Origin of the sequence: Haemophilus sp. CCUG 60358 (assembly GCF_001679485.1) — a bacterium.
GTDB lineage: Bacteria > Pseudomonadota > Gammaproteobacteria > Enterobacterales > Pasteurellaceae > Haemophilus_D.
On record NZ_LZOZ01000014.1, the window covers coordinates 129186 to 154871 of the forward strand.

Genomic DNA, 25686 nt, shown 5'->3' on the forward strand with positions numbered 1-25686 from the left:
GAAAAATTGATTAAGATCACATTTTTAATACTAAAAAATGGGTATCATATATTTACCCATAATTTGTATGGGAATTGATCTTAAAGAAAATGACTAAGGAGTCAAAATGAAAAAAACAGCATTAGCATTGGGATTGAGCACAGCATTATTAGCAGGTTTTGCAAACGCACATCAGCAAGGTGATGTTATTGTTAGAGCGGGTGGTGTTCTTGTGGATACTCACACGACCACAAATAGCGATGTCTTCAAATTTAAAGTGAACAACAATACTCAATTGGGTTTAACCGGTACTTATATGTTCACTGATAACATCGGGGTAGAATTACTTGCGGCGACTCCTTTCAGTCATGAAATTAAGTTAGGTTCTGCCTTAGTAGGTAAAACTAAACATTTACCACCAAGTGTATATGCTCAATACTATTTCTTTGATAAAGATGCTAGCGTACGTCCTTATGTAGGTGCGGGTCTTAACTACACGACATTTTTCAGTGAAAAAGCTAAGTTAGCTGGCGTATCTGATCTTAGATTAAAAGATTCAGTTGGCCCAATTGCGAACGTGGGTATCGATATTAAACTGACTGACAACCTTTATCTCAATGCGGCAATGTGGTATGCGAACATTAAAACCAAAGCGCGTTTTAATTTAGCTGGTGAAAATCATACGGTGAAGGTGAAACTTGACCCTACAGTATATTTCGTAGGTTTAGGTTATCGTTTCTAATAGAACCTTGCTCTGAAAAAAAGCGGTACACAATGTGTATCGCTTTTTATTTCACTTTATTCAGCGGCATAGCCAGATATGGGTAAAGGGGAGTCGTCTAAATATGCTATACCGTTTTCGAGTTTTAATCGCTCTTCAATAAACCATTTAATCACTAAAGGATAAATATTATATTCCTGTTCACGTGTACGAAACTCAATCTCCTCGACGGTATCACCAGGGAAAATCGGCACTTTAGCTTGTAACACAATGGCGCCGCCATCGATCTCTTCATTGACAAAATGTACGGTTGTACCATGTTCACTCTCGCCATTCTCAAGTGCTCTTTGATAAGTGTGTATCCCGGGATATTTTGGCAGAAGAGAAGGGTGAATATTTAAAATTTTCCCCGCAAAACGTTGTGTGAATGGTTTGGTTAAGATTTTCATGTAACCGGCTAACACAATGAGATCAACACAGAGATCTTCTAAATAATCACCGATAGCCTTATCCATATCGAGATTAGAGGAAAAATCTTGGCGCAAAAAAACTCGGCTAGGAATGCCCGCACTTTTAGCGCGTTCTAAGCCAAATGAATCGATTTTATTACTGATGACAGTCACAATTTTTCCTGGAATAAACCCAGTTTGACAAGCCTCAATTATTGCTTGAAGATTCGATCCTTGCCCTGAAATCAGGACGGCAATTTTTTTCATATTATTCTACATAAAAGAAGGGCGAACCTTTCATTCTGAAATTTTCGCCCTGAAATGGAAAAGAGAAATTATTTGATGATAACCTGTGGTTCGTCATCTGTCGCACTTTCGATATGACCGATTAACCAGGCATTTTCACCCGATTGTTTTAAAATCGCTAAGGCGGTTTCTACTTCTGATTGTGGTAATGCAATCACCATACCAACGCCACAGTTGAACGTACGGTACATTTCATAGGTTTCGATGTTGCCTTTTTCTTGTAACCATTTGAACACGGGCTGCCATTCCCAACTGCTTTCATCGATAACAGCTTTGGTATTTTTCGGTAATACACGAGGGATATTTTCCCAGAAACCGCCACCCGTTAAGTGTGCAATAGCATGAACTTCCGTTTGTTTAATTAAAGCGAGAACAGATTTTACATAGATTTTTGTCGGCGCAAGCACTTGTTCACTTAATGGGCGACCATTTAATTGTTCAGTGGCTGGGTTTACGTCTGCAACATCAATGACTTTACGAATTAAAGAATAACCGTTTGAATGTGGGCCACTAGAACCAAGCGCGATTAAAGCATCACCTGTTTTAACTTGACTGCCATCAATGATTTCTGATTTTTCAACCACACCCACACAGAAACCGGCAAGGTCATAATCGCCAGCGTGGTACATACCCGGCATTTCAGCGGTTTCACCACCCACTAATGCACAACCCGATTGCACACAGCCTTCAGCGATACCTTTTACCACATCAGAGGCAACATCTACGTCAAGTTTGCCCGTGGCGTAGTAATCTAAGAAGAATAATGGTTCGGCACCTTGCACGACTAAATCGTTAACACACATTGCAACCAAATCAATACCGATGGTATCGTGTTTTTTTAAGTCAATGGCTAAGCGTAATTTTGTGCCCACACCGTCTGTGCCGGAAACAAGGATAGGTTCTTTATATTTGCCCGGAATGGCACATAATGCACCAAACCCACCTAATCCCCCGATGACTTCAGGGCGAGTTGTCCGTTTTACGTGTGGTTTAATACGTTCAACTAATTCGTTACCGGCATTAATATCCACGCCTGCATCTTTATAACTTAATGATGGTTTGCTCACAATGTTGTCCTATATTTTTAGGTTAAATGATAAAACGGCGTGATTGTATCAGATTAAGCAAACGTTTGCGATAGTGATTTAATCAGGATTTAAGCAAAAAAATGACCGCACTTTATTTTGCATGATAAAGTGCGGTCAATTTCAAAAGTGTTTTTAGCGATTCGCTAATTCGAAAATTATCGCTTCAGCTTGGCAGCTAAATGTAAAACGAGCCGTTAAATTGGCGCCATTTTCAGTTTCTGTGATTTCACTTTTAATGTCGCAAGGATCGCTTTCTGTTTTGCGTGCTTTTTCAACGAAACGATTAAGTGCCGCTTCAGCTTCAGCTTTATTCGCATAGGTTTGATGAATATCAACAGAGCAATCTGAACCGTCAATAATCGTACCCACATCAACACAACTACAAGTGAGAGATTCTTCTGCTTTGCATGTTACTGTCATAGGATTTCCTTATTTTAAAATTAAGATTGATCATATTTTAGCACTTTTGAGCCACCTGCAAAAGTAACTACATTTTTTTAATTTAAATATCATTTGTTTACCACTGGTCGGAACACTTAAAAATTAGTATGAAATAATTTGCACTCCATTTATTGGAGTTTTAGAATCTCGCGGATTTTTTAATTATTATTAATAACAAAGGTTCCAAATGACAAAATTTAATAAAACGCTATTAGCAATGACCACATTGTTAGTAGCAAGCGGTGCAAATGCAGCCGCATTCCAATTAGCAGAAGTTTCTACATCAGGTCTTGGTCGTGCTTATGCCGGTGAAGCAGCAATTGCTGATAATGCTGCAGTAGTTGCCACTAACCCTGCATTAATGAGCTTATTCAAAACTAATCAATTCTCTGTGGGCGGCGTTTATGTGGATTCTAAAATTCATATGAGTGGTCCAGTTACAGTGACTTCTCCACTGAATCAAACCCCAAAAAATCCAACAGGTACTTTAGCAACAGGTTCTGCACATTATAATAATGTTGTTCCTGGTTCATTGATTCCGAATATGTATTTTGTGGCACCAATCAATGATAAATTTGCCATTGGTGGTGGAATGAACGTGAATTTTGGATTGAAAAGCGAATACAGTAATACCTATGATGCAGGCGTATTTGGTGGTACCACAGATTTAAGTGCAATTAATTTAAATTTAAGTGGATCATATAAAGTAACGCAAGGGTTAAGTGCCGGATTCGGACTAAATGCGATTTATGCTAAAGCTGAAGTTCAACGTAGAGCTGGAATTTTATCTGATGCTGCCAAAAATCCAGATGTAATGACTGTTATGCTTCCTAATCTTAAAAAAATGGGACTATCTACTCTAAATAATACAGCAGCATCATTGAAAAGATTGCGAGCACTGGAGAAAGATAGCACTATTACACATTTACAAGATAAAAATGCATGGGGTTTCGGTTGGAATGCAGGTTTAATGTATGAGTTCAACGAAAATAACCGTGTAGGTTTAGCTTATCATTCAAAAGTTGATATTGATTTTGAAGATGATGCAGCGATTGGAAATGGGCGTACAGGTCCTGGTGGATTAACATTACATTTACCAGATTATTTAGAATTATCAGGTTTCCACCAAGTTACAGATAATTTGGCATTGCACTATAGCTACAAATTTACACATTGGAGTCGTTTCAAAGAGTTACACGCGACATTTGATGATGGAGAGTTAGCTTTCCATAAAGATGAAAAATACCGTAGCAACTCTCGTTATGCATTAGGTGCAACCTATAATGTAAATGATAAATTAACGCTCCGTGCCGGTATTGCTTATGATGAAGCGGCTGCGCCAACAGAGCATGCAAGTGCATCTATTCCAGATACTGATCGTATGTGGTATAGCGTAGGGGCAACTTATAAATTTACCCCGAATCTTTCTATTGATACGGGATTTGCGCACTTACGTGGTAAAAAACTTAACTTTACCGAGAAACAATCAATTGGCAACTTAGCGACTGTTACAGCAAACTATACGTCTAAAGCAAGTGCTAACCTTTACGGTTTAAACTTAAACTACAGTTTCTAATTTGTTAAAAATTTAGCATAATACGCAGCACACCGAATGTATGTTCGGTGTGCTTTTTTCTTATATCAATCCATAAAAACGAGAGAAAAATGACCGCACTTTTTTATGCTTATATGGATTCACCAATTGGTCGGTTATTAATGCTTTCTGATGGTGAACATCTTACAAATTTAGATTGTGAGTTAGAACAAACCATGCCAAATCCAAATTGGATTTTACGAGAAGATTTACCGCTTTTTGAAAAAGTGCGGTGCGCTTTAATGCGTTATTTTAATGGCGATCCAGAAAGTTTCTCCGATATTCCTTTATCGCCTAAAGGTACCGCATTTCAACAAGCGATTTGGAAAGCATTACGTCAAATTCCTTATGGTAAAACGGCGAGTTATGGCGGGTTAGCAGAAAGCATTAATAATCCCAAGGCGGTGCGTGCCGTTGGTGGTGCAGTAGGGAGTAATCCCATTAGTATTATCATTCCATGTCATCGTGTATTAGGAAAAAAATGTGAAATCACTGGTTTTGGTGGTGGATTGCCAGCAAAACGCTTTTTATTGAAACTAGAAAATATTCCTTACATCGACAAAGGCGTAGAATACGTTAAACCGAAATTATTGAAGAAATACCACGAATGATCCCACAAACCGAACAAGCCTTATTAGAAAAAGCGCAATCTATTGCGGGGTTAACCTTTGGCGAACTTGCAGATGAATTAAATATTCCCGTTCCGCCTGATTTAAAACGCGATAAAGGTTGGGTTGGAATGTTGCTTGAAACCGCATTGGGGGCGACTGCCGGCAGTAAAGCAGAGCAGGACTTTTCCCATTTAGGCATTGAATTAAAAACGTTGCCCATTAATGCAGAAGGTTTTCCGTTGGAAACCACGTTTGTGAGTCTTGCGCCTTTGGTTCAAAATTCGGGCGTGAATTGGGAAAATTCGCACGTTCGCCATAAATTATCGAAAGTTTTGTGGATTCCTATTGAAGGCAGTCGAGATATCCCTTTGCGTGAGCGCCATATTGGCCAACCTATCTTATGGCAACCTTCGGCTGAACAAGAACATCAATTACGCCAAGATTGGGAAGAGTTGATGGATTATATTGTGCTCGGGAAGTTAGATCAGATTACGGCGCGTATTGGTGAAGTCATGCAACTGCGTCCAAAAGGTGCAAACAGCAAAGCTATCACAAAAGGCATTGGTAAAAATGGGGAAGTGATTGATACCTTACCGCTGGGGTTTTATTTACGGAAAGAATTTACGGCAGGCATTTTAAACGCTTTTCTTAATCATAAAAATGGGTGACTCATCACCCATTTTTTATTTCTCTAAGTTCTGAAAAACACGGAAAAAACCCACCGCACTTTGTAAAGTCTCACCATAAAAAATGAGTGGAACACGATTTCGTTGCCAAGGCGGAACACCGAGCTCTTGCCAGATTTTTTTCATGGTTTCGGCAGGGCGATTATGTTGGCGTTTTACTTTGCCAGTATAAGCAAATCGTATTTGAATCGGCTCTTGTGTATCAGCAAGTTGAACCTGTTTTTCGTTCCAATTGACTAAAATGCCTTTCGCGTTGTGGGCTGCACAAATTGTTCCAAGATTATCAGGTAAGGTAATCTGTTGATTTAACGGCATATCAAGGCAAGTTTGCGACAAATCAGCGAGTTTTCCGGTTAAATAGAGACATTGTTGATAACGACGAATAATATGCTCCCCAAGTTGAAATTGTGGGGATGCATCCGCTTTGGCCTGAATAACATCATCAATAATATGCATTAATTGAACCTGCGTTGGCATGGCAATTTGATTTTTAGCCAACCACATACGCAAAAGTGAGGTTTGTTTTTGCGATGAATAGTCTAGAAAGTTTATGAGCGAAAACTGTTTTTGATCCTCAAGAATGTGCTGCTCAAAGCAGGTCTGTAATAATTCATTAATCAGTTGTTGTTGCTCAAAACAATGTTGTGCGGCATGCTGAACTGCATGATCAAAATGTCTCCAGCGTTGGCGTATTTCAGGCAAAATTTGGTTACGTAAGAAATTGCGATCGTAATGATTGTCTTGATTGCTTTCGTCTTCGACCCAAGACAGAGTTTCTCGCTGAACGTAATCTTCTAATTCATAGCGGCTAAAAGAAAGGAGTGGGCGTAGAATAGGCATTCCGAATAATTGGCTTTCTTTTTGCATAGCACCTAAACCTTGTAATCCAGCTCCGCGTTTTAGCGCCAGGAAAAAAGTCTCAGTTTGATCATTTAAATGATGTGCAGTGACCAGATATTCATCTGGCTGAATATGTTTTAAAATCGCCCGATAACGAGCTTCTCTTGCGCCCGCTTCAATGCCATTGTGCATTTCCACTTTGACTTTTTCAATAATAAGTGGAATGGCAAATTGCTCACAGAGTTGTTGGCAATGAGTCGTCCAAGTATCCGCATTCGGGCTTAATCCGTGATGGATATGAATAGCTCGCAGACTTAAGTGCGGTCGTTTTTCGCTGAGTTTTTTAACTAAAGAAAGCAGTGCAGTTGAATCCAAACCACCGCTAAAAGCGATGAGAAGCTTATTGGCGGTGGTTGGGATTTGAGCTTGGAATAATGAAAAAAGATCCATTAGGCAACTTTAACAGCTTTGTAGTTTGTGCTTGGATTTAAGATCTCAAAACGTGCAGCAATAGGTTGGAGTTCGTAAGATTTCAAATCAAACGTAGTTTTCATTACACCCGCCACAGCATTATTCATTTTTTCAAAAGCTTCAACATCGTTGCCACAGTTTAAGTAATGTGCCAAGAAAGTCCCCGCAATTAAATCACCCACACCAACAGGTTCAAAGTTAAATTTATAAAGCGGACGGCTTAAATGCCATACACCTTCAGGTGTCGCCATAATAATTTCAAAGGTATCAGGATCATTTAATTTACCCGCTTTACCTAAGTGTTTAACCAACACTTTTTTCACACCTTTAGCCACTAATGCATTGGCGGCTTTCAGCACATCGTCAAACGTATTGATAGGGAAGTCAGAAAGCGTACGAAGTTCGGAAAGATTTGGGGTCATGATATCCGCACGTGGAATGGCTTTTTCAATTAAGCGTTCACGTACACCATCGGCGACCACGCAGACTTTTTCGGCATTTGGCATAACAGGATCGCACAAGTAAAGTGCATTTGGGTTACGTGCTTTGATTTTCTCTAAAGCATAGATAATTTTGTCAACTTGTTCAGCTGAACCTAAATAGCCAGAAAGCAACGCATCACATTCTTGCAGTTTTCCAATGGCATCTAAACCGTTGGCGATTTCACCAATTTGCTCTTGTGGAATCACCATCCCCGTCCATTTGCCATATTGGGTATGGTTAGAGAATTGCACGGTATTGAGTGCCCATACATCCACGCCTAATAGCTGCATTGGGAAGGTGGCAGATTTATTACCGGCAAAACCATAAACTACGTGAGATTGGATTGCTAATACGTTTTTCATTTTGAGTTCTCCTTTTATATTATTTTAGGCATTGATGCTGTTTCTTGCATCCATGCTACATTTTTTTCAAAACACAAAAAAGAGCGGTTAAACTAACCGCTCTTTTTCTATTTTATTAACAATAACCATAAGACATTAAACGTTCGTAACGTCTTTCTAATAAGCCATCTTTGTCGAAGGTATCGAGTTCGTTGAGTTCTTCAAGGAGGCATTGTTTTAAATTACGTGCCATTTCATGATAATTACGATGCGCACCACCTAATGGCTCTTGAACGATATTATCAATTAAACCTAACTCTTTTAAACGAGCGGCTGTTAAGCCCATGACTTCGGCTGCGGTTGACGCTTTTTCTGCGCTTTTCCATAAGATAGAAGCACAGCCTTCTGGTGAAATAACGGAATAAGTTGAATATTGCAACATATTTACTTTGTCGCCGACACCAATGGCTAATGCACCACCAGAGCCGCCTTCACCGATTACCGTACAGATAACAGGCACTTTTAAGGTAGACATTTCACGTAAGTTACGAGCAATGGCTTCAGATTGACCACGTTCTTCCGCACCGATGCCCGGGTAAGCCCCAGGTGTGTCGATAAAGGTAATAATAGGTAAGTTAAAACGCTCAGCCATTTGCATTAAACGTAATGCTTTACGATAGCCTTCAGGTGCTGGCATACCAAAGTTACGTGTTACTTTGTCTTTTACTGTACGACCTTTTTGGTGACCGATAATCATCACTGCGCGACCATCTAAACGAGCAAGACCACCTACGATTGCTTTATCATCTGCAAAGGCACGATCGCCTGCAAGTTCTTGGAAATCAGTGAAAATATGTTCGATATAATCAAGCGTGTATGGACGATTTGGGTGACGTGCCATACGAGAAACCTGCCATGCATCAAGATTTGCAAAGGTTTTTTGGGTTAATTCATCGCTTTTCTTTTGTAAGCGTTTAATTTCATCGTGTAAATCAATTTTGTCATCAGATGCTGAACGTAGTGCTTCAATTTTGGCTTCAAGTTCAGCAATAGGTAATTCAAAATCTAAATATTCTTGGCTCATTTCTTATCCTAAAATATCGTCAAAAGTTGCCCGCACTTTATCAAGATTTAAGGTGCGGTGCAAATGGTTTTCACTGGTTGGAGCGGATTATAAATATTCCTTTTTTAGTAATGATAACAAAAACAAAAATGCGGAACAAATCACGACAGAAGGCCCCGCAGCGGTATCATAAAAGGCGGAAAGGAATAACCCGCCAACGACGGAAAGCATACTGATTAAAATCGCAATAAACACCATTTGTTCAGGTGTTTTGGCAAAACGTCTTGCTGTTGCGGCGGGAATAATTAAGAGTGATGTAATAATCAGAGCCCCAACAAACTTCATACTTAATGCGATCGTCAGTGCGGTCAAAATCATTAAAATAAATCGCATTTTTTTAATGTTAATGCCTTCCACTTGAGCCAGTTCAGGCGAAACTGTGGTGGAGAGTAAGGCTTGCCAGAAGTAAAGTAGTGTGCCTAATATAATGACGACACCCGCGCCAATGTAAGGTAAGTCGTTAAAATTAATGGCAAGCAAATCTCCAAAAAGATAACTCATTAAGTCTACGCGGACATTTTTAAGTAAGCCAACCGTGACTACACCAAGGGAAAGACAACTGTGTGCGATAATTCCTAAAAGGGTATCCACTGAAAATTGCGTGTTACTTTCGAGCCACACCATTAATACGGCGAGAATAATCGTCAAAATTACAATGGCAACATAAGGATTAATTTGTAGGAAAATGCCTAACGCCACACCGAGTAAGGCAGAGTGGGAAAGGGTATCACCAAAATAAGCCATTTTACGCCACACCACAAAAGCACCCAGTGGTGCGGTAATTAAGGAAAGCAGTAATCCCGTAAGCAAGGCGGGAAATAAAATCTCAAACATGATTTTTCCTTATTGTTGGCATTCAGATGGATTGGCACTGCAACTACAAACATCACCGTGCATATTATGATGATGATTATGATGGTGCGTATAAAAGCCCACATTTTGTGAGATTTGGTTGCCCCAAAGGCGTATAAATGTTGGATCATTCGATAAACTTTCGGGTGTGCCGGCACAGCGAATATGTTGATTGATGCACAACACTTCTTTACTGTCCGCCATCACGATATGCAAATCATGGGAAACCATTAAAACCGCACAATTTAAGGCTTGTTGAGTACGGTGAATCAGCTGATAAAGTTCAGCTTGACCATTAATATCGACCCCTTGAGTTGGTTCATCTAGCACCAGTAAATTGGGTTTGTTCAAAATCGCACGAGCTAATAACACGCGTTGCATTTCCCCACCTGAGAGTTTTTGCATATTATTTTTTCTCAAATGAGTGATAGAGAGTTGCTCAAGTGCGGTTGATATTTCTTGCGTTTTAACACCTTTTTTGAGTGCCAGAAAACGCTCAACCGTCATTGGTAAGCTGTGATCGAGGTGAATTTTTTGTGGGACATAGCCAATTCTGACATTGGTGCTATAAATCACCTCACCGGATGTCGGCGGTTGTAATTTTAATAAGGTTTTCAAGAGGGTCGATTTCCCCCCACCATTTGGGCCTACAATGGTGATAATTGAATTAGGATAAATGCTGAAATTAATATCCCGTAATGCTGTCTTTTGTTCAAAGACCACATTGATATTTTTCAGCGTAATTAATGGTGTTGGTTGGGCTGGTTGAATGGCGTGAATCTGCATAATCCCCCCTTTAAAAATGGCTCACTAAAATAGCTCATTTCCTTGTTTTTCTCAAGAAATTCTGACTATGCCTAATATTTAGGCATAAGATTTGACATTTTTAGGGTAAAATGAATTTTTTTTAGAGTTTGTAGTCTGAAGAGCGAAAAGCTTTTTATTCATTTTAAAGGTATCTATTTTGCAACACGTTAAATTAGCTAGAGATCGACGGAAACGAAAATCCCGTATAAAAGCGGCGATTTTTTTTGCCGCACTTTTGCTTATTTTAACGGGTATTTTCCTCGCTTTTAAAGATACCGCTGATTATGATCCTTCTTTGCAAAGTAATCTTGAGCCAGAGATGGTGGATAACGTTCAATATCAATCCCTTACACCTGAAAAAACAGAATCAGATAAGCAACAAACTCAAGCAGGCGAACATCCTGAAACTAAGCAGAATGCGAATACGGAAGATGCGACTTCTTACGATGATGATCTTCAAGCCAAAGATGATGAAGTAGATGAAATTAAACCACAGTTTGATGAGCTAACTGATTTGCCAAAAGATGCACAAGATGCGCTCAGTGGCATTTTAGATGTAGCTGATCAGGCATTGCGTATTACCGATCAATTTAGTCATACCGTGGTGCGTGGCGACTCTTTAAAAGACGTGTTAGAGCTTTCTGGTTTAGAAGATGATACGGCGAAAAATTTAATTGCCGAATATCCTGAATTAAAAAACTTACGCGCCGGTCAGCAGTTCTATTGGATTTTAGATAAAGAAGATCAGCTGGAGTATTTAAACTGGTTGGTGTCTGAAAAAGAAGAACGTATTTATGAACGCACGGAAGACGGTAAGTTTAAACGCCAAATTCTAGAGAAGAAAAGTATCTGGAAGAAAGAAGTGCTAAAAGGCACGATTAACGGATCCTTTGCTTCAAGTTTACGTGATTTAGGTTTGGATGGTCGTCAAATCAGCCAATTAAGTTCTGCGTTACAGTGGCAGGTGAGTCTCCAAAAACTCAGTAAAGGGACTAAATTTGCGATTTTAGTGTCTCGCGAATATTTAGGCGATAAATTAACGGGGCAAGGTAACGTTGAAGCGATTCATATTATAGCCGATGGTAAGAGTTATTATGGTATTCAAGCGGCGAATGGTCGTTACTACGATAAGCAAGGTGAAACTCTTGGTAAAGGCTTTGCGCGTTATCCATTACAACGCCAAGCACGTATTTCGTCACCATTTAACCCAAATCGCCGCCATCCAGTAACGGGACGTGTTCGCCCACATAAAGGGGTAGACTTTGCTGTCGCACCAGGTACACCAGTTATTGCGCCAGCAGAAGGTGTGGTGGAAAAAGTGGCTTACCAAGCCGGTGGTGCAGGACGTTATGTTGTGATACGTCATGGTCGTGAATATCAAACGGTGTATATGCATTTAAGTCGTGCTTTAGTTCGAGCAGGGCAAGCGGTGAAGAAAGGGGAACGTATTGCATTAACAGGGAATACGGGTATTTCAACGGGGCCTCACTTGCACTACGAGTTTCATATCAATGAGCGAGCGGTGAACCCGCTTACGGTGAAATTACCAGGTACCAGCAGCGGTATGGCAACTGCAGAGCGTAAGCAATTCTTAGTCCGAGCGAAAGAAGTTGAAAGAACATTAAAATTATAGTGAATAAAATGCGGTCAAATTTGACCGCATTTTTTATAGGCCTAAAAAATTAGCTGAAAACTGACCGCACTTCATCTTTTCTCTTTTTCCTCAATATGCTATTCTCTTTGCATTTTAGAATTATTCTCATTTTTATGATTAAGAGACGTTATCTGATTTTTCTTTTGATAGTGCTTTCCTTTATTTCACTTTTTCTCGGGGTAAGTACCGTTAATTTGCAAGGGTTACTGAATTTTGAAGGTAATCAATGGCAGATCTTTTTAATTAGTCGCGTGCCTCGTTTAATTAGTATCTTAATTGCTGGCGCATCCCTAAGTATTTGTGGTTTAGTGATGCAGCAACTCAGTCGAAACCGATTTGTTTCTCCCACCACTGCGGGCACCATGGATAGTGCAAGATTAGGGATTTTAATGGCGATGCTGTTTTTCCCAACGGCTTCGATGTTGTTAAAAACCACTATTGCAGTCATCGTGTCTTTCCTTGGAACATTGTTATTTATGACGATTCTGTCCCGTTTGAAATTCAAGGACACGATTTTTGTGCCTTTAGTGGGTATTATGTTCGGTAATATCATCAGTTCAATTACTGCCTTCATCGCTTACAAAGAAGATTTATTGCAAAACTTATCCGGGTGGCTACAAGGGGACTTTTCTCTTGTGATGTCAGGCCGTTATGAATTGTTGTATTTCAGTATTCCTACACTCATCGTGGCTTATTTATTTGCGCATCGTTTTTCTATTGTTGGGATGGGGAAAGATTTTGCGGTTAATCTAGGTCTAAATTACAACCAAGTACTTTATCTCGGTCTGCTCATTGTGGCAGTGGTGTCTTCGATTATTATCGTATCTGTTGGCGTGATCCCTTTCTTAGGGTTAATTATCCCGAATATCGTCACACTTTATTTGGGTGATAACTTGAAGAAAGTGTTATCTCATACCGCCTTATTAGGTGCGGTATTTGTCTTATTCTGCGATATTTTAGGGCGAAGTGTAATTTATCCTTATGAGATTTCTATTAATGCCGTAGTTGGTGTATTTGGCAGTGGTATCTTCTTATTTTTATTATTAAAGCGGTATAGAAATGGCTAAGAAATCTTCTTCTCAACTGATTGTATTGTTGTTGTTAGCCATTTTTTCTCTTGCACTTTATTTAGGCTACAACTTACCAAACCGTTGGCAATATGCCTTGGAAAATCGTGCCTTATCCTTAATTGCGATTGTGATTACAGGTGCGGCAATTGCACTCGCTACGATGATTTTTCAAACGGTTGTGAATAACCGAATTCTCACGCCGAGTATTTTGGGTTTAGATTCGCTGTATTTGCTGATTCAAACAACGATTATTTTCCTTTTTGGTTCAAGCACATTGCTTTCCATGAATTCGATTGCATTGTTTGTCTTGTGTACGGGATTAATGATGGCGTTCTCATTAGTGCTTTATCACTTCCTATTTAAGAAAGAAAACCAAAATATTTTCTTCTTATTGCTTGTTGGGATTATTTTCGGCACCTTCTTTGGTAGCTTAACGACATTTATGGAAGTGTTGATTGACCCAAATGAATTCCAGATCGCACAAGATATTGGCTTTGCAAGTTTCAACCGAATCAATACACAAATCTTGTGGGTCGCATTGGCCATTTTAGTCGCGACCATTGTTTTCAGTTTGAAATATTGGCATTGCTTTGATGTGTTGGCGTTAGGGCGAGAAAATGCCATTAACTTAGGTATCGATTATCAAAAGACCTTAAAAGTCCTATTAATTCTTGTAGCAATTTTAACGTCAGTTTCGACCGCACTTGTTGGCCCACTGACTTTCCTTGGGTTATTAGTGATGAACGTGACCTTTGAATTTATTCGTGATTATCGTCACAAGGTACTCATTCCTGCCGGAATGTTAATTTCCATCATTACCTTGGTTTTAGGGCAATTATTAGTGACCCATATTTTTACGTTCCGCACGACATTAAGCATCATCGTTAATTTTGTCGGCGGTGTGTACTTTATTTATTTGTTATTAAGAGCAAACAAAAAATGGCAATAGAAATTCGCAATATTACTAAAAGTTACGGAAGCAAAAAGGTGGTGGATAATGTGTCCGTTACCATTCCTACGGGGAAAATTACGTCTTTTATCGGGCCGAATGGCGCGGGGAAGAGTACGGTGCTGTCTATTATGAGCCGTTTGTTGAATGCTGATAGTGGCGAGATCTATCTCAACGGTGAATTGCTCAATCGTAAGAAAAGTAGCGATATTGCGAAACAACTTGCGATTTTAAAGCAAACGAACAACATTAATTTGCGTCTAACTATTGAAGATTTAGTCGCTTTTGGGCGTTTTCCTTATTGCAAAGGAAACTTAACCCAAACTGACCGCACTTTTATTGATAATGCCATTGCCTATATGAATTTAGATGATATTCGTCACCAATATATCGATAGTTTAAGTGGTGGTCAGCGACAACGTGCTTATATTGCAATGACGCTTGCACAAGATACCGATTATATTTTGTTGGATGAACCATTAAATAATCTGGATATGAAGCATTCTGTGCAGATCATGCAAGTTTTGCGTAAATTAGCGACAGAACTCAACAAAACCGTGGTGATTGTGATTCATGATATTAATTTCGCCTCTTGTTATTCAGACTACATTGTTGCCATGAAAAATGGAAAATTAGTGCACCAAGGCGAGATTAACCACATTATGCAATCAACCATATTACAAGATATTTATGACATGACGATTCCGATTCAGGATATCGACGACCGTAAAATTGCCGTTTATTTTAGATAAGTAAGGAAATCTTTATGAAAAAAACATTATCAACGTTAGCACTTTCACTCTTTGCATTTACCGGTATTGCACAAGCTGCAGATATTACCGTTGAAAATGCCGCTGGAAAACAGGTTGTACCACAAAATCCACAACGTGTGGTGGTTCTCGATTTTGGTGCAGCTGATACGCTTCGTGCATTAGGTGTGCAAGATAAAATTGTGGGCTTCCCACAAAGCGGAAAAATTCCAAACTATCTTTCAGAATTTGCAGACAAAAAATATAAAAATGTTGGTGATTTGAAAGAACAATCATTGGAGCAAATTAACGAACTTAATCCGGATTTGATCATTGCGTCTAAACGTCAAGAAAAAATGATCGACAAATTTAAAGAAATCGCACCAGTATTTAATGTTGAAAATGACTACACAAATTATTATCCAAGTTTTCAACAAAATGTGACCGCACTTGGACAGATCTTTGACAAAGAAAATGTAGCAAAAGAGAAATTATCAGCGTTAGACAGTAAAGTCGCGCAAGTTGCGAAAGACGCACAAAGCAAAACGGCACTATTGGTGTTGGTTAATGAAAGTAAAATCAGTGCTTTTGGTGATGGTTCTCGTTATGGCATGGTGTTTCAAAAATTTGGTTTTAAACCGATTGATGACAGCATCAAATCGTCTACGCATGGACAAAGCGTTGGTTTTGAATATATCTTAGAAAAAAATCCAGACTTTTTACTCGTAGTGGATCGTACAGCGGCCATTACAGAAAAAGCTAACAATGCGCAAAAAGTATTGGATAACGATATCATCAAACAAACTAAAGCGTATAAAGATGGACACATTGTGTACCTTGATGCAGCCAATTGGTATCTTGCGTTTGGTGGTTTAGAAAGTATGGAAATCATTGCACAAGAACTTGATCGTGCAGTGAAAAAATAATACGAAAAATGATTTAAAAGGGCAGTCAAGGATTGCCCTTTTTATATGTAAATTAATCTTTACACATGTCAATAAACTTCCTATCATATCGGCATCACTTAATAAAACAGAGCTTATTTTATGCTGACATTTAATCCACAAGATCCGTTCTCTTGCTTTGTCACTCAAAGCCTCTCCATGAAAAGTGCGGTCGAAAATGCACAACGTTTTGCGATGTTTGATGTGCCGCTTTTAATTCAGGGCGAAACGGGCACGGGTAAAGATTTATTAGCCAAAGCTTGCCATTTTGCGAGTTTGCGCCGTGAGAAAAAATTCATTGCAGTAAACTGTGCAGGCCTGCCGGATGAAGATGCGGAAAGCGAAATGTTTGGGCGTAAAGTGGGTGACAGTGAAACCATCGGTTTTTTTGAATATGCTCACGAAGGCACGGTGTTGTTAGATGGCGTTGCCGAGCTTTCATTAAGTTTACAGGCAAAATTATTGCGCTTTTTAACGGATGGTTCTTTCCGTCGAGTGGGTGAAGAAAAAGAACATCATGCAAATGTTCGGGTGATTTGTACGTCACAAGAACCGATGGAAAAGCTGTTAGAACAAGGGAAATTGCGCAGTGATTTATTCCATCGCTTAAATGTCTTAGCACTAAATGTACCGCCATTGCGTGAGCGAGTTGAAGATATTCAGCCTTTAACGGAAAGTTTTTTACAAGACATTAGCACGCAGCTTAAGATTCCAATGCCGCAATATGATGGTGATTTTTTGAATTATTTGAAAGGGCAGCCTTGGAAAGGTAATGTGCGAGAGCTTTACAATGTGTTGTATCGTGCCTGTTCTTTAGCGAAAAATAATCAGCTTGATATTGAAAGTTTAAATTTAAAACCCGTACAAAGTGCGGTCATTTCTGCGGATGATTTTGGTGAGCAAACCCTGGATGAGATCATGGGACAATATGAGGCGAGTGTATTGCGTGCTTTTTATGCTCAGTATCCAAGTACGCGAAAATTGGCACAACGATTAGGCGTATCACACACGGCGATCGCCAATAAATTAAAACAATACGGTATTAGTAAATAATTTCTGACAGTTTAGGGAATTGTTTACAAAGTTTGAGCCATTCGACTTTATCAATTTGTACATTGAGGATAAATTCACCTTCATCCGAAATTTGTTCGTGACGAATGCTATCTAATTGATAGAGCGCGTGGCGAATTTTGCCCTCTTGCGGAAGCAGCGTGAGGGTGAAAGAAAGTATCTCATTTTTCAACCGCACTTTAATGGCTTCAAGTAGCAGATCTAATCCTTCACCTGAATGTGCTGAAAGGTAAACGGCAACTGGATTATTCTCGTCATCATATTCAATGTGGGGCGCTACATTTTCCAATAAATCGATTTTGTTATACACCAACAATACCGGTACTTTGTTAGCCTTAATTTCTTCCAATACTAAATTCACCGCTTCAATATTTTCGATCTTTCGAGCGTCTGCTGCATCAATAACATGCAAGAGTAAACTGGCTTCTACCGTTTCTTGCAACGTAGATTTAAAAGCGGACACTAAATCATGGGGGAGTTGGCGAACAAAACCAACGGTATCGGCGAGAATGGCTGTACCAACATCTTGAATTTGTAAACGCCTTAATGTGGGATCGAGAGTGGCAAAAAGCTGATCCGCGGCATAGACATTGGCTTGTGTGATGAAATTGAATAGTGTCGATTTTCCCGCATTGGTATAACCCACTAAGGAAATGGTCGGAATATCCGCTTTTTGTCGGGTTTGGCGATTTTGATTGCGTTGTTTTTCGACTTTTGCCAAACGATTTTGCAACTGTGCAATACGCACCTTGATTAAACGGCGATCCATTTCTAATTGCGTTTCCCCTGGACCACGTAATCCAACTGCACCTTTTTGCTGATCTAAACCTGTTTTTCGGCGAACTAATCGAGTGGATAAATGCTTAAGCTGAGCTAATTCAACTTGTAATTTCCCTTCGTGTGATCGAGCTCGTTGGGCAAAGATATCTAAAATTACCCCAGTGCGATCTACAATGCGGCATTGGCAGATGCTTTCCAAATTACGGGTTTGTGCAGGGGTTAATTGATGATTCACCAAAACAACATCGGCATCTAAGGCTTTTACTGCATCCGCAATTTCTTGTGCTTTTCCTTCACCGATAAAATATTTCGCTTGTGGCGTCGCTCGGCTCGTGGTGATGATTTGTAAAATCTCAACATTGGCAGATTCTGCTAAAAGTTGGAATTCTTGCAGATCTTCAATGTTTTTATTTTGAGAAAAGAAAACATGCACGACGACAGCTTTATCTTTTTCCGATTGGCTATTGTCGCCTGTTTTAGATGACGAAAGTGCGGTTGAAATTTCTGGTGAATTTTCAACCGCACTTAAATTGATGAAATCATTCATTGAACAGAATTATTCTGCTTGTGTTTCTACTTCCGCTGCAGCGTCAGACGTTTGTGCTGCATGATGACCGCCGTTATTATTGTGGTGAGAAACAGAACGTGCTGGAACCACAGTTGAAATAGCGTGTTTGTACACCATTTGATTAACAGTGTTTTTTAATAAAATCACGAATTGGTCGAATGATTCGATTTGACCCTGTAATTTAATCCCATTAACGAGATAAATCGAAACAGGAATACGTTCACGGCGTAACGCATTCAAATAAGGATCTTGTAATGATTGTCCTTTTGCCATTTTGCTATCCTTTGTTGTTATATGTTAATTAATGATAGAAACGAGTTGTCTCCATCGCCAAATATAGCAATAAACATTTTTCTTGTCTATGGGTTTATCTCTTTGCTTTCACGCAGTTTTTTCAGAATTGTTTTCATTTTTTCATCTAGTTGTGCATTGAAACGTAATGTTTCGCCCGTTTTAGGGTGTTCAAATCGAATAGAAAATGCATGTAAAAACAAACGATTGAGTCCGAGATCTTGCATATATTTATCGAATTCTTTATCACCGTATTTATCATCCAGCGCGATTGGGTGACCTGCATATTGAGTATGAACTCGGATCTGATGGGTTCTTCCCGTTACAGGCGACGCTTTTACTAAGGTCGCATTTTGATAGCGTTCTTCAATGGCAAATCGGGTTTCTGAAGGTTTACCTTGCTCACTGACTTTAACGATGCGTTCACCACTGGCCAATTCATTTTTCAATAAAGGCGCTTGTACAACTTTTACATGAGATTGCCATTGTCCACGTACGAGTGCGAGATAATCTTTTTGTACCGTTTTAACACGAAGTTGTTCGTGTAAGTTGCGTAAGGCAGAGCGTTTCTTCGCTACTAATAAGATACCTGATGTATCTCTGTCTAAACGATGAACCAATTCCAAAAAACGGGCTTCAGGACGTAATGCACGCAAGGCTTCAATCACACCAAAATTCAAGCCGCTCCCACCATGAACTGCAATGCCAGAAGGTTTGTTCAATACTAATAAACAGTCATCTTCAAAAATAATATGGCTTTCAAGGGAGGCGACTTTGTTCAAGTTTTTAGAAATTGGGGCAGTATTTTTTTCAGAAACACGAACTGGTGGCACACGCACCACATCACCATTTTGCAATTTATATTCAGGTTTGATTCGTCCTTTGTTCACACGAACTTCGCCTTTACGCAGAATGCGATAAATCAAACTTTTTGGCACACCTTTTAATTTTGCCAATAAATAATTATCAATGCGTTGTCCTGCTTCATCCTCAGAAACGGTGAGCATTTTGACGGATTGATTGATGATTTTTTCTTGTTTTTCAGTCATTGAATCTGTCCTTTAAAAATTGGGCTGAATCATATCACAATATCCCTGGTGATAATAGCAAGAATGCCTTGCTAATTTAGCCCTGAATGTGGATAATAGAGCGTCTTTCTGCGCCTAAAATTTGGCATTTAGAAAGCGATTTTGTATGTTGGTCAAAACTCAATGCAGCGAATGGCATAAGACATTGATAATCAACATATTTTTCTTGAAGGTTAATGCTTCCTTGCAATGCGTAATTAACACACCGCATTGTTTTACGAAAATTGTCTTAGATAACAATTGAGTATGCTATCAATGCACCCAGCAACACACAGTCGTGAGATTGACTGTTCGCGAGAAACACGAGGTCGATGGCTAAGGTCAGTAAATCTGTAAAGTGCGGTTAATTTTCAAGGTATTTTAGATAATTCAAACGAGAAATTGACAATGAAAAGAATGTTAATCAATGCGACTCAAAAAGAAGAGTTGCGCGTTGCGTTGGTCGATGGTCAGCGTTTATTCGACTTGGATATTGAAAGTCCGGGTCATGAACAGAAAAAAGCGAATATTTACAAAGGGAAAATCACTCGCGTAGAGCCGAGTTTAGAAGCTGCCTTTGTGGATTATGGTGCAGAGCGCCATGGCTTCCTTCCTTTAAAAGAAATTGCCCGCGAATATTTCCCTGCTGATTATGTGTTCCAAGGTCGTCCAAATATCCGTGATATTTTGACTGAAGGTCAAGAAGTGATTGTTCAGGTGAACAAGGAAGAACGCGGCAATAAAGGCGCAGCCTTAACCACTTTTGTTTCCCTTGCCGGTAGTTATTTGGTGATTATGCCAAACAATCCTCGTGCAGGTGGTATCTCTCGCCGTATTGAAGGTGATGAACGTATCGAATTAAAAGAAGCATTGAGTTCTTTAGATGTACCGGAAGGCGTTGGCCTTATCGTGCGTACTGCAGGTGTAGGTAAATCACCAGAAGAATTACAATGGGACTTGAAAGTACTTTTACATCATTGGGAAGCGATCAAACAAGCTTCACAAAGCCGTCCGGCACCGTTCTTAATTCACCAAGAAAGTGATGTGATCGTTCGTGCGATCCGTGATTACTTGCGTCGTGATATCGGTGAGATCTTAATTGATAGCCCGAAAGTATTTGAAAAAGCAAAAGCGCACATCAAACTTGTGCGCCCAGATTTCATCAATCGTGTAAAATTGTATCAAGGCGAAGTGCCGTTATTTAGCCACTACCAAATTGAGTCACAAATTGAATCAGCCTTCCAACGTGAAGTGCGTTTACCTTCTGGCGGTTCAATTGTCATTGATGTGACAGAAGCGTTAACGGCGATCGATATCAACTCGGCGCGTTCAACGCGTGGTGGTGACATTGAAGAAACCGCATTAAATACGAATCTTGAAGCCGCAGATGAAATTGCTCGTCAATTACGTTTACGTGACTTAGGTGGGTTAGTGGTCATAGATTTCATTGATATGACACCTGTTCGTCACCAGCGTGAAGTAGAAAACCGTATTCGTGATGCCGTGCGTCAAGACCGTGCACGTATTCAAATCAGCCGTATTTCTCGCTTCGGCTTGTTGGAAATGTCACGTCAGCGTTTAAGCCTATCATTAGGTGAGTCTTCTCACCATGTTTGCCCACGCTGTCAAGGTACAGGTAAAGTGCGTGATAACGAAAGCTTATCACTTTCAATCTTACGTTTAATCGAAGAAGAAGCGTTAAAAGAAAATACCAAACAAGTACACACTATCGTGCCTGTACAAATTGCGTCTTACTTACTTAACGAAAAACGTAAAGCAGTAAGCAGCATCGAAAAACGCCATGATGTAGAGATTATTGTGGTACCAAATGAAGCGATGGAAACCCCGCACTTCAGTGTGTTCCGCGTACGTGAAGGTGAAGAACTTAATGAATTAAGCTACAACTTAGCAAAATTCCATGAAGCACAAGAAGATGCTTTCGTACCTGAAGAGTCTCTTGTTTCTCGCAATATCGAAACTGCAGCAGTGACCTCTGAGCAAGTGATGGAAAGTGCCGCAGTATCTCTATCGATCCCAACGGCTGCACCAGCACCGGTTGAGCGTAAATCGGAAGAACCGTCATTGTTTGCAAAAATTGTTGCCGCAATTAAAGGTTTATTTGCTTCTGAACCAAAAGAAGAAGAGAAAAACCAAAACAACCGCAACAATCGTAACAACAACCGTAATAATCGTCGCAATCAAGAACGTCGTAATAATCGCCGTTCTCGCAACAACGAAAACAACGATAATGCGAAAAATACAGATGAAGAAAATGCGCGTCCAACTCGCGAGCGTGTAAATAATCGTCGCAATCGTCGTAACGCGAATGAAGAAGTGACATCTGAAAGTGCGGTTAATTTTGCTAATGTTTCTGATGATAATCGTCAAGAAGAAAAAGCAGAGAAACCGGTAGCAGAGCGTCGTCAACGTCGTGATTTACGTAAACGTGTTCGTATTGATGACAATGCAACTGATGTAAACGAGAATGTTATTGAAGCGGTTGAAGTACCCGTTGTTGAGACTGTTCAAAATGAAGTGGTTGAAAACAATGTTGCTGATAATGCTGAAGATAAACCACGTCAAGAACGTCAGCGTCGTACTCCACGTCATTTACGTACATCGAATAATCAACGCCGTCGTCGTAATGAAGTGAAGTCACCAATGCCATTATTTGCGGCAGTTGCTTCGCCTGAATTAGCAAGCGGTAAAGTATGCATCGATTATTCTGCTGTGAATGCACCGAAAGAAAATAATTTCTTATCGGTGGATGAATTGCTTGAGCAAGAAAAAACGAAAAAAGGTGTGATTACGCCTGCAACAGGTATTGTCGTGGAAGAGAAATCAGTTGAAGCACAACCAGCGTTAGATTTCATTACTCAACCGGCAAATGAAGCGGTTCAACAGAAAGTGCAAGAATCATTAGAACGCTTGCATCATAAATCAGAACCTGTTGCTAAAGTTGCAACGACAGAAGTTGAACTACAAGAGAAAACAGAGTTTGTTCGCTCTTATGTGTTCACTGGTCGTGCAGGTACCATTTCAGCGGTACAACACACTAAAGCAGCGATGACATTAGCTAAAGCACCAGATGAAGAGTCTAAACCATTCCCAATTGTAGAATGGACGGAGTCTCGCTATTACTTTAACGGTAAAGGCGCTGCAGGCCATCATAGTGCAATTAGTCATATTTATTCTGAAGCGACACAAGCGAAAGCAGAGTAATATCTCAATAATAAAGACGGAGCCAGTAGGTTCCGTTTTTTATTTTGTGTATTTTTTAAACATTGTGATTTAAAAGTAGTCAGTCAGATAATTTTTTTATTTTCTTGCTTGACGGGGTGGGGGAAAAAACGTATTATTCACCTCGCTTAAATCACGGAGGAATGGTCGAGTGGTTGAAGGCACCGGTCTTGAAAACCGGCGAGGGTTTACGCCCTCCGTGAGTTCGAATCTCACTTCCTCCGCCATCAAATTCAAAAAATCCCTAAGTCGAAAGATTTAGGGATTTTTGCTTTTCAGTCTATTAAAAAATATCTTATTTTTTGACCGCACTTTCTTGGGCTTCTTTAAAGGCAAGGTATTCTTCTAAGGTCTCAATCGCCTCTAAACATTTTTGACGGCGCGTTAAATAAATTGCCGCAGTTTGCTTATGCATATCTCGTTGAATATCTGTTTGTGCCGTATCCGCTTGTGCTTTAGCTTCTTCGTATTTTTCCGTGAGTTGCTGCAAGGCTTCATAATACTTTTCTAGACGCTCTCTAGGAGGGAGACGATGAATGCTATGTTGTGATTTACTACTTGCAACTTGTGGCTCTGCTATTTTCGGCTGAATGGGCTTTTTATGCTTGCGATTCATGGCTTCGGTCAAGGCAGTACATTGCCCTAAAAGATGTTCTGCCATAAATACAATTTGTTCTTCATTTTGATGAGTAATTTTACATAGCTTAGTTAAGCTTTGTTGGATTTCTTTGAGATAAAAACCGACGGTTTCAAAATCTTCGGTAAATAAAGTGCGGTTAAATTTCGCGTTGATTTTTTTATCAGAGTCAGTTTGATAGGCTTGAGTCAGTTGCTGTACTTTTTGCTCGAGCGTATTGAGTAATGATTGAATAGACATAAAAAATCCCCGCATAATGTATGCAGGGATTATAACGATTAAAGGGTCATGGCTGCAATCCAACCGAACGCTAATAATGGGATATTGTAGTGAATAAAGGTTGGCACAACAGAATCCCAAATGTGGTCGTGTTTACCATCTATATTCAAACCGGATGTTGGCCCAAGTGTTGAGTCAGAAGCCGGTGAACCCGCATCTCCTAATGCTGCTGCTACACCTACGATAGCGACTGTCGCAAGTGGTGAGAAGCCAAAAGAGAGACAAAGTGGTACATAAATTGAGGTGATAATTGGTACAGTTGAGAAAGAAGAACCAATACCCATGGTAATCAATAACCCAACGAGTAACATTAAGAATGCCGCAACGCCTTTACTTTGAATCGCACCAGTTGAAAGTGCATCAACTAACTCTTTCACACCGCTTGTGGTATTAATCACATTAGCGAAACCAGAAGCAGCAATCATAACAAAGCCGATCATCGCCATTAAACGTAAGCCTTGTTGGAAAATGTCATTACTTTCTTTGAGTTTGAAGATACCGAATACACCGAAAATGATTAAACCAACTAAACCACCAATAATTGTAGAGCTTGTGAAAAGCTGTGTGGCAAAAGTCGCGACAATAGCAACCGCACTTGCGGTAATTTGAATAGGTTTAATGTTCGCAATGTGTTGTTCAATTTCAGTTGTAGTTGGTTCTGCCGTTGTCACAACATACTCGCGCGGTTTGCGATAGGTAACAAATACGGCGGTGAGTAAACCAAGAATCATACCAATAACAGGGATAAGCATAGCAAAAGAAACTTCACCAACACTAGTTTGTAAACCAAGTGGTGCACCAGCAAGATTGATATTTTTTACTAAAACGCTTTCGATAAAGATTTTCCCGAAACCGACAGGTAAGATCATATAGGTTGCCGTTAAACCAAAGGTAATAATACAAGCCACTGCACGACGGTCGATTTTTAAACGGTTAAAAATAGAAAGTAACGGTGGCACAACAATCGGGATAAACGCAATGTGCACTGGGAGTAAGTTTTGGGATGAAATGGCGAATAAAAGTAAAATGCTCAGTAGTGTATATTTAAACCAAGCTAAATTTTTGCCGGTTGGTGTTTTATTCATTCGGGTAATGATTTTATAGGCAAGCAAATCAGTGATACCAGATTTTGAAATTGCAATGGCAAATGCGCCTAACATGGCGTAGTTCATCGCTACTTCAGCTCCACCACCTAAACCACCTGTAAAGGCTTCAATGGTTTTTCCTAAACCTAAGTCACCACACAAGCCTGCAGTCAGAGCGGAAATCACAAGTGCGATAACCACGTTTACGCGCAGCAAGCTTAACGCCAGTAGCACGACAATTGAAATAACAACGGGATTCGATAACATATTGTTGTTCCTTATTGATTAATTAAAAGAAAAAGGTCGCATAAAAGAAAATTGATTTAAGGTTAAATGTCGCATAGTAATAAACTCCTGTAAATTAATAATAAAACAAAACCCCTCGAAAGTTGCCTTCCGAGGGGTAAGATTTTTTTGATCTTTATCTTGTCAGCTCGGAAGAAATCTTCCAAGCACGCCAACAGCCTGAAAGATTATTCAGTTGAATGGCGATGATGGTGACGAAGGATA

At 39.7% G+C, this 25686-nt stretch carries 25 protein-coding genes, 1 tRNA gene and 1 other annotated feature; of the genes, 12 read left to right on the plus strand and 14 right to left on the minus strand.

Annotation, left to right across the window (positions count from 1 at the left end; all coding sequences use genetic code 11):
- Positions 1–106: 106 nt before the first annotated feature.
- On the plus strand, positions 107–721 hold the full coding sequence (locus A9500_RS05570; RefSeq protein WP_065244199.1) for an OmpW family outer membrane protein: 615 nt from the start codon (positions 107–109) through the stop codon (positions 719–721).
- A gap of 56 nt (positions 722–777) precedes the next feature.
- Here the strand turns inward: A9500_RS05570 and purN are convergent, their stop codons facing one another.
- From purN to A9500_RS05585, 3 genes are all read right to left on the minus strand, one after another.
- Positions 778–1416: a phosphoribosylglycinamide formyltransferase gene (gene purN, locus A9500_RS05575; protein ID WP_065244200.1), complete on the minus strand. Its 639-nt coding sequence runs from the start codon at positions 1414–1416 to the stop codon at positions 778–780.
- A gap of 68 nt (positions 1417–1484) precedes the next feature.
- Positions 1485–2522, minus strand: coding sequence for a phosphoribosylformylglycinamidine cyclo-ligase (gene purM, locus A9500_RS05580; protein ID WP_065244201.1), 1038 nt, complete (start codon positions 2520–2522; stop codon positions 1485–1487).
- A gap of 153 nt (positions 2523–2675) precedes the next feature.
- Positions 2676–2963 (minus strand): YfcZ/YiiS family protein, encoded by a 288-nt coding sequence (locus tag A9500_RS05585; RefSeq protein WP_065244202.1) that lies wholly within the window; start codon positions 2961–2963, stop codon positions 2676–2678.
- Between the two features lie 208 nt (positions 2964–3171).
- Here A9500_RS05585 and A9500_RS05590 point away from each other — a divergent pair, with 208 nt between their 5' ends.
- The 3 genes from A9500_RS05590 to mutH all read left to right on the plus strand — a co-directional run bounded on the left by A9500_RS05590 (position 3172) and on the right by mutH (position 5857).
- Positions 3172–4560: a porin gene (locus A9500_RS05590; RefSeq protein ID WP_065244203.1), complete on the plus strand. Its 1389-nt coding sequence runs from the start codon at positions 3172–3174 to the stop codon at positions 4558–4560.
- A gap of 89 nt (positions 4561–4649) precedes the next feature.
- Positions 4650–5189 (plus strand): methylated-DNA--[protein]-cysteine S-methyltransferase, encoded by a 540-nt coding sequence (locus A9500_RS05595; RefSeq protein WP_065244204.1) that lies wholly within the window; start codon positions 4650–4652, stop codon positions 5187–5189.
- The gene (mutH, locus tag A9500_RS05600) at positions 5186–5857 is read left to right on the plus strand and encodes a DNA mismatch repair endonuclease MutH (RefSeq protein ID WP_065244205.1); all 672 of its coding nucleotides are present in this window, start codon (positions 5186–5188) and stop codon (positions 5855–5857) included. The genes A9500_RS05595 and mutH overlap by 4 nt, the downstream gene beginning before the upstream one ends.
- 15 nt (positions 5858–5872) lie before the next feature.
- Here mutH and tilS read toward each other — a convergent pair whose 3' ends face one another.
- The 5 genes from tilS to znuC all read right to left on the minus strand — a co-directional run bounded on the left by tilS (position 5873) and on the right by znuC (position 10771).
- Complete coding sequence (tilS, locus tag A9500_RS05605; protein WP_065244206.1) at positions 5873–7165, minus strand: tRNA lysidine(34) synthetase TilS; 1293 nt, start codon at positions 7163–7165, stop codon at positions 5873–5875.
- Positions 7165–8031 carry a pyridoxal kinase gene (gene pdxY, locus A9500_RS05610; protein ID WP_049364468.1) on the minus strand — a complete coding sequence of 289 codons (867 nt, stop codon included), beginning with the start codon at positions 8029–8031 and terminating at the stop codon, positions 7165–7167. Before pdxY ends, tilS begins: the two co-directional genes overlap by 1 nt.
- 115 nt (positions 8032–8146) lie before the next feature.
- A complete protein-coding gene (gene accA / locus A9500_RS05615) occupies positions 8147–9094 on the minus strand; it encodes an acetyl-CoA carboxylase carboxyl transferase subunit alpha (protein WP_065244207.1) in 948 nt (315 codons plus the stop codon).
- A gap of 87 nt (positions 9095–9181) precedes the next feature.
- Positions 9182–9967 (minus strand): zinc ABC transporter permease subunit ZnuB, encoded by a 786-nt coding sequence (gene znuB, locus A9500_RS05620; RefSeq protein WP_049370527.1) that lies wholly within the window; start codon positions 9965–9967, stop codon positions 9182–9184.
- 9 nt (positions 9968–9976) lie between these two features.
- Complete coding sequence (znuC, locus tag A9500_RS05625; RefSeq protein WP_049370526.1) at positions 9977–10771, minus strand: zinc ABC transporter ATP-binding protein ZnuC; 795 nt, start codon at positions 10769–10771, stop codon at positions 9977–9979.
- 178 nt (positions 10772–10949) lie between these two features.
- Here znuC and mepM point away from each other — a divergent pair, with 178 nt between their 5' ends.
- The 6 genes from mepM (at position 10950) to A9500_RS05655 (ending at position 17211) form a co-directional block, all read left to right on the plus strand.
- Positions 10950–12425: a murein DD-endopeptidase MepM gene (gene mepM / locus A9500_RS05630; protein WP_049369154.1), complete on the plus strand. Its 1476-nt coding sequence runs from the start codon at positions 10950–10952 to the stop codon at positions 12423–12425.
- A gap of 134 nt (positions 12426–12559) precedes the next feature.
- A complete protein-coding gene (locus A9500_RS05635) occupies positions 12560–13513 on the plus strand; it encodes an ABC transporter permease (protein WP_065244208.1) in 954 nt (317 codons plus the stop codon).
- The gene (locus A9500_RS05640; protein WP_065244209.1) at positions 13506–14465 is read left to right on the plus strand and encodes an iron chelate uptake ABC transporter family permease subunit; all 960 of its coding nucleotides are present in this window, start codon (positions 13506–13508) and stop codon (positions 14463–14465) included. Before A9500_RS05635 ends, A9500_RS05640 begins: the two co-directional genes overlap by 8 nt.
- Positions 14456–15217: an ABC transporter ATP-binding protein gene (locus A9500_RS05645; RefSeq protein ID WP_065244210.1), complete on the plus strand. Its 762-nt coding sequence runs from the start codon at positions 14456–14458 to the stop codon at positions 15215–15217. Before A9500_RS05640 ends, A9500_RS05645 begins: the two co-directional genes overlap by 10 nt.
- A 14-nt stretch (positions 15218–15231) precedes the next feature.
- Positions 15232–16140, plus strand: a complete 909-nt coding sequence (locus A9500_RS05650; protein ID WP_065244211.1) for a siderophore ABC transporter substrate-binding protein — start codon at positions 15232–15234, stop codon at positions 16138–16140.
- 120 nt (positions 16141–16260) lie between these two features.
- Positions 16261–17211 carry a sigma 54-interacting transcriptional regulator gene (locus A9500_RS05655; protein ID WP_065244212.1) on the plus strand — a complete coding sequence of 317 codons (951 nt, stop codon included), beginning with the start codon at positions 16261–16263 and terminating at the stop codon, positions 17209–17211.
- Here A9500_RS05655 and hflX read toward each other — a convergent pair.
- The 4 genes from hflX to A9500_RS10715 form a co-directional block, all read right to left on the minus strand.
- A complete protein-coding gene (gene hflX, locus A9500_RS05660; RefSeq protein WP_065244213.1) occupies positions 17201–18556 on the minus strand; it encodes a ribosome rescue GTPase HflX in 1356 nt (451 codons plus the stop codon). The genes A9500_RS05655 and hflX overlap by 11 nt on opposite strands.
- Before the next feature lie 9 nt (positions 18557–18565).
- Entirely contained in the window at positions 18566–18850 is a 285-nt protein-coding gene (gene hfq, locus A9500_RS05665) for an RNA chaperone Hfq (RefSeq protein WP_049364479.1), read from the minus strand.
- An 86-nt stretch (positions 18851–18936) separates the two neighbouring features.
- Positions 18937–19917, minus strand: coding sequence for a 23S rRNA pseudouridine(955/2504/2580) synthase RluC (gene rluC, locus A9500_RS05670; protein ID WP_065244214.1), 981 nt, complete (start codon positions 19915–19917; stop codon positions 18937–18939).
- Positions 19918–19993: 76 nt separating this feature from the next.
- On the minus strand, positions 19994–20167 hold the full coding sequence (locus tag A9500_RS10715) for a hypothetical protein (protein WP_179854558.1): 174 nt from the start codon (positions 20165–20167) through the stop codon (positions 19994–19996).
- A gap of 176 nt (positions 20168–20343) precedes the next feature.
- Between A9500_RS10715 and rne the strand changes: the two genes are divergently transcribed.
- A complete protein-coding gene (gene rne / locus A9500_RS05675; RefSeq protein WP_065244215.1) occupies positions 20344–23157 on the plus strand; it encodes a ribonuclease E in 2814 nt (937 codons plus the stop codon).
- A gap of 155 nt (positions 23158–23312) precedes the next feature.
- Positions 23313–23402: transfer RNA gene (locus tag A9500_RS05680), tRNA-Ser, on the plus strand.
- Between the two features lie 68 nt (positions 23403–23470).
- Here the strand turns inward: A9500_RS05680 and priC are convergent.
- Entirely contained in the window at positions 23471–24052 is a 582-nt protein-coding gene (gene priC / locus A9500_RS05685; RefSeq protein ID WP_065244216.1) for a primosomal replication protein PriC, read from the minus strand.
- A gap of 38 nt (positions 24053–24090) precedes the next feature.
- Positions 24091–25443, minus strand: coding sequence for a Na+/H+ antiporter family protein (locus tag A9500_RS05690; protein ID WP_054418282.1), 1353 nt, complete (start codon positions 25441–25443; stop codon positions 24091–24093).
- Between the two features lie 103 nt (positions 25444–25546).
- Positions 25547–25674 (minus strand) — a sequence feature (His leader region).
- Positions 25675–25686: the final 12 nt, after the last annotated feature.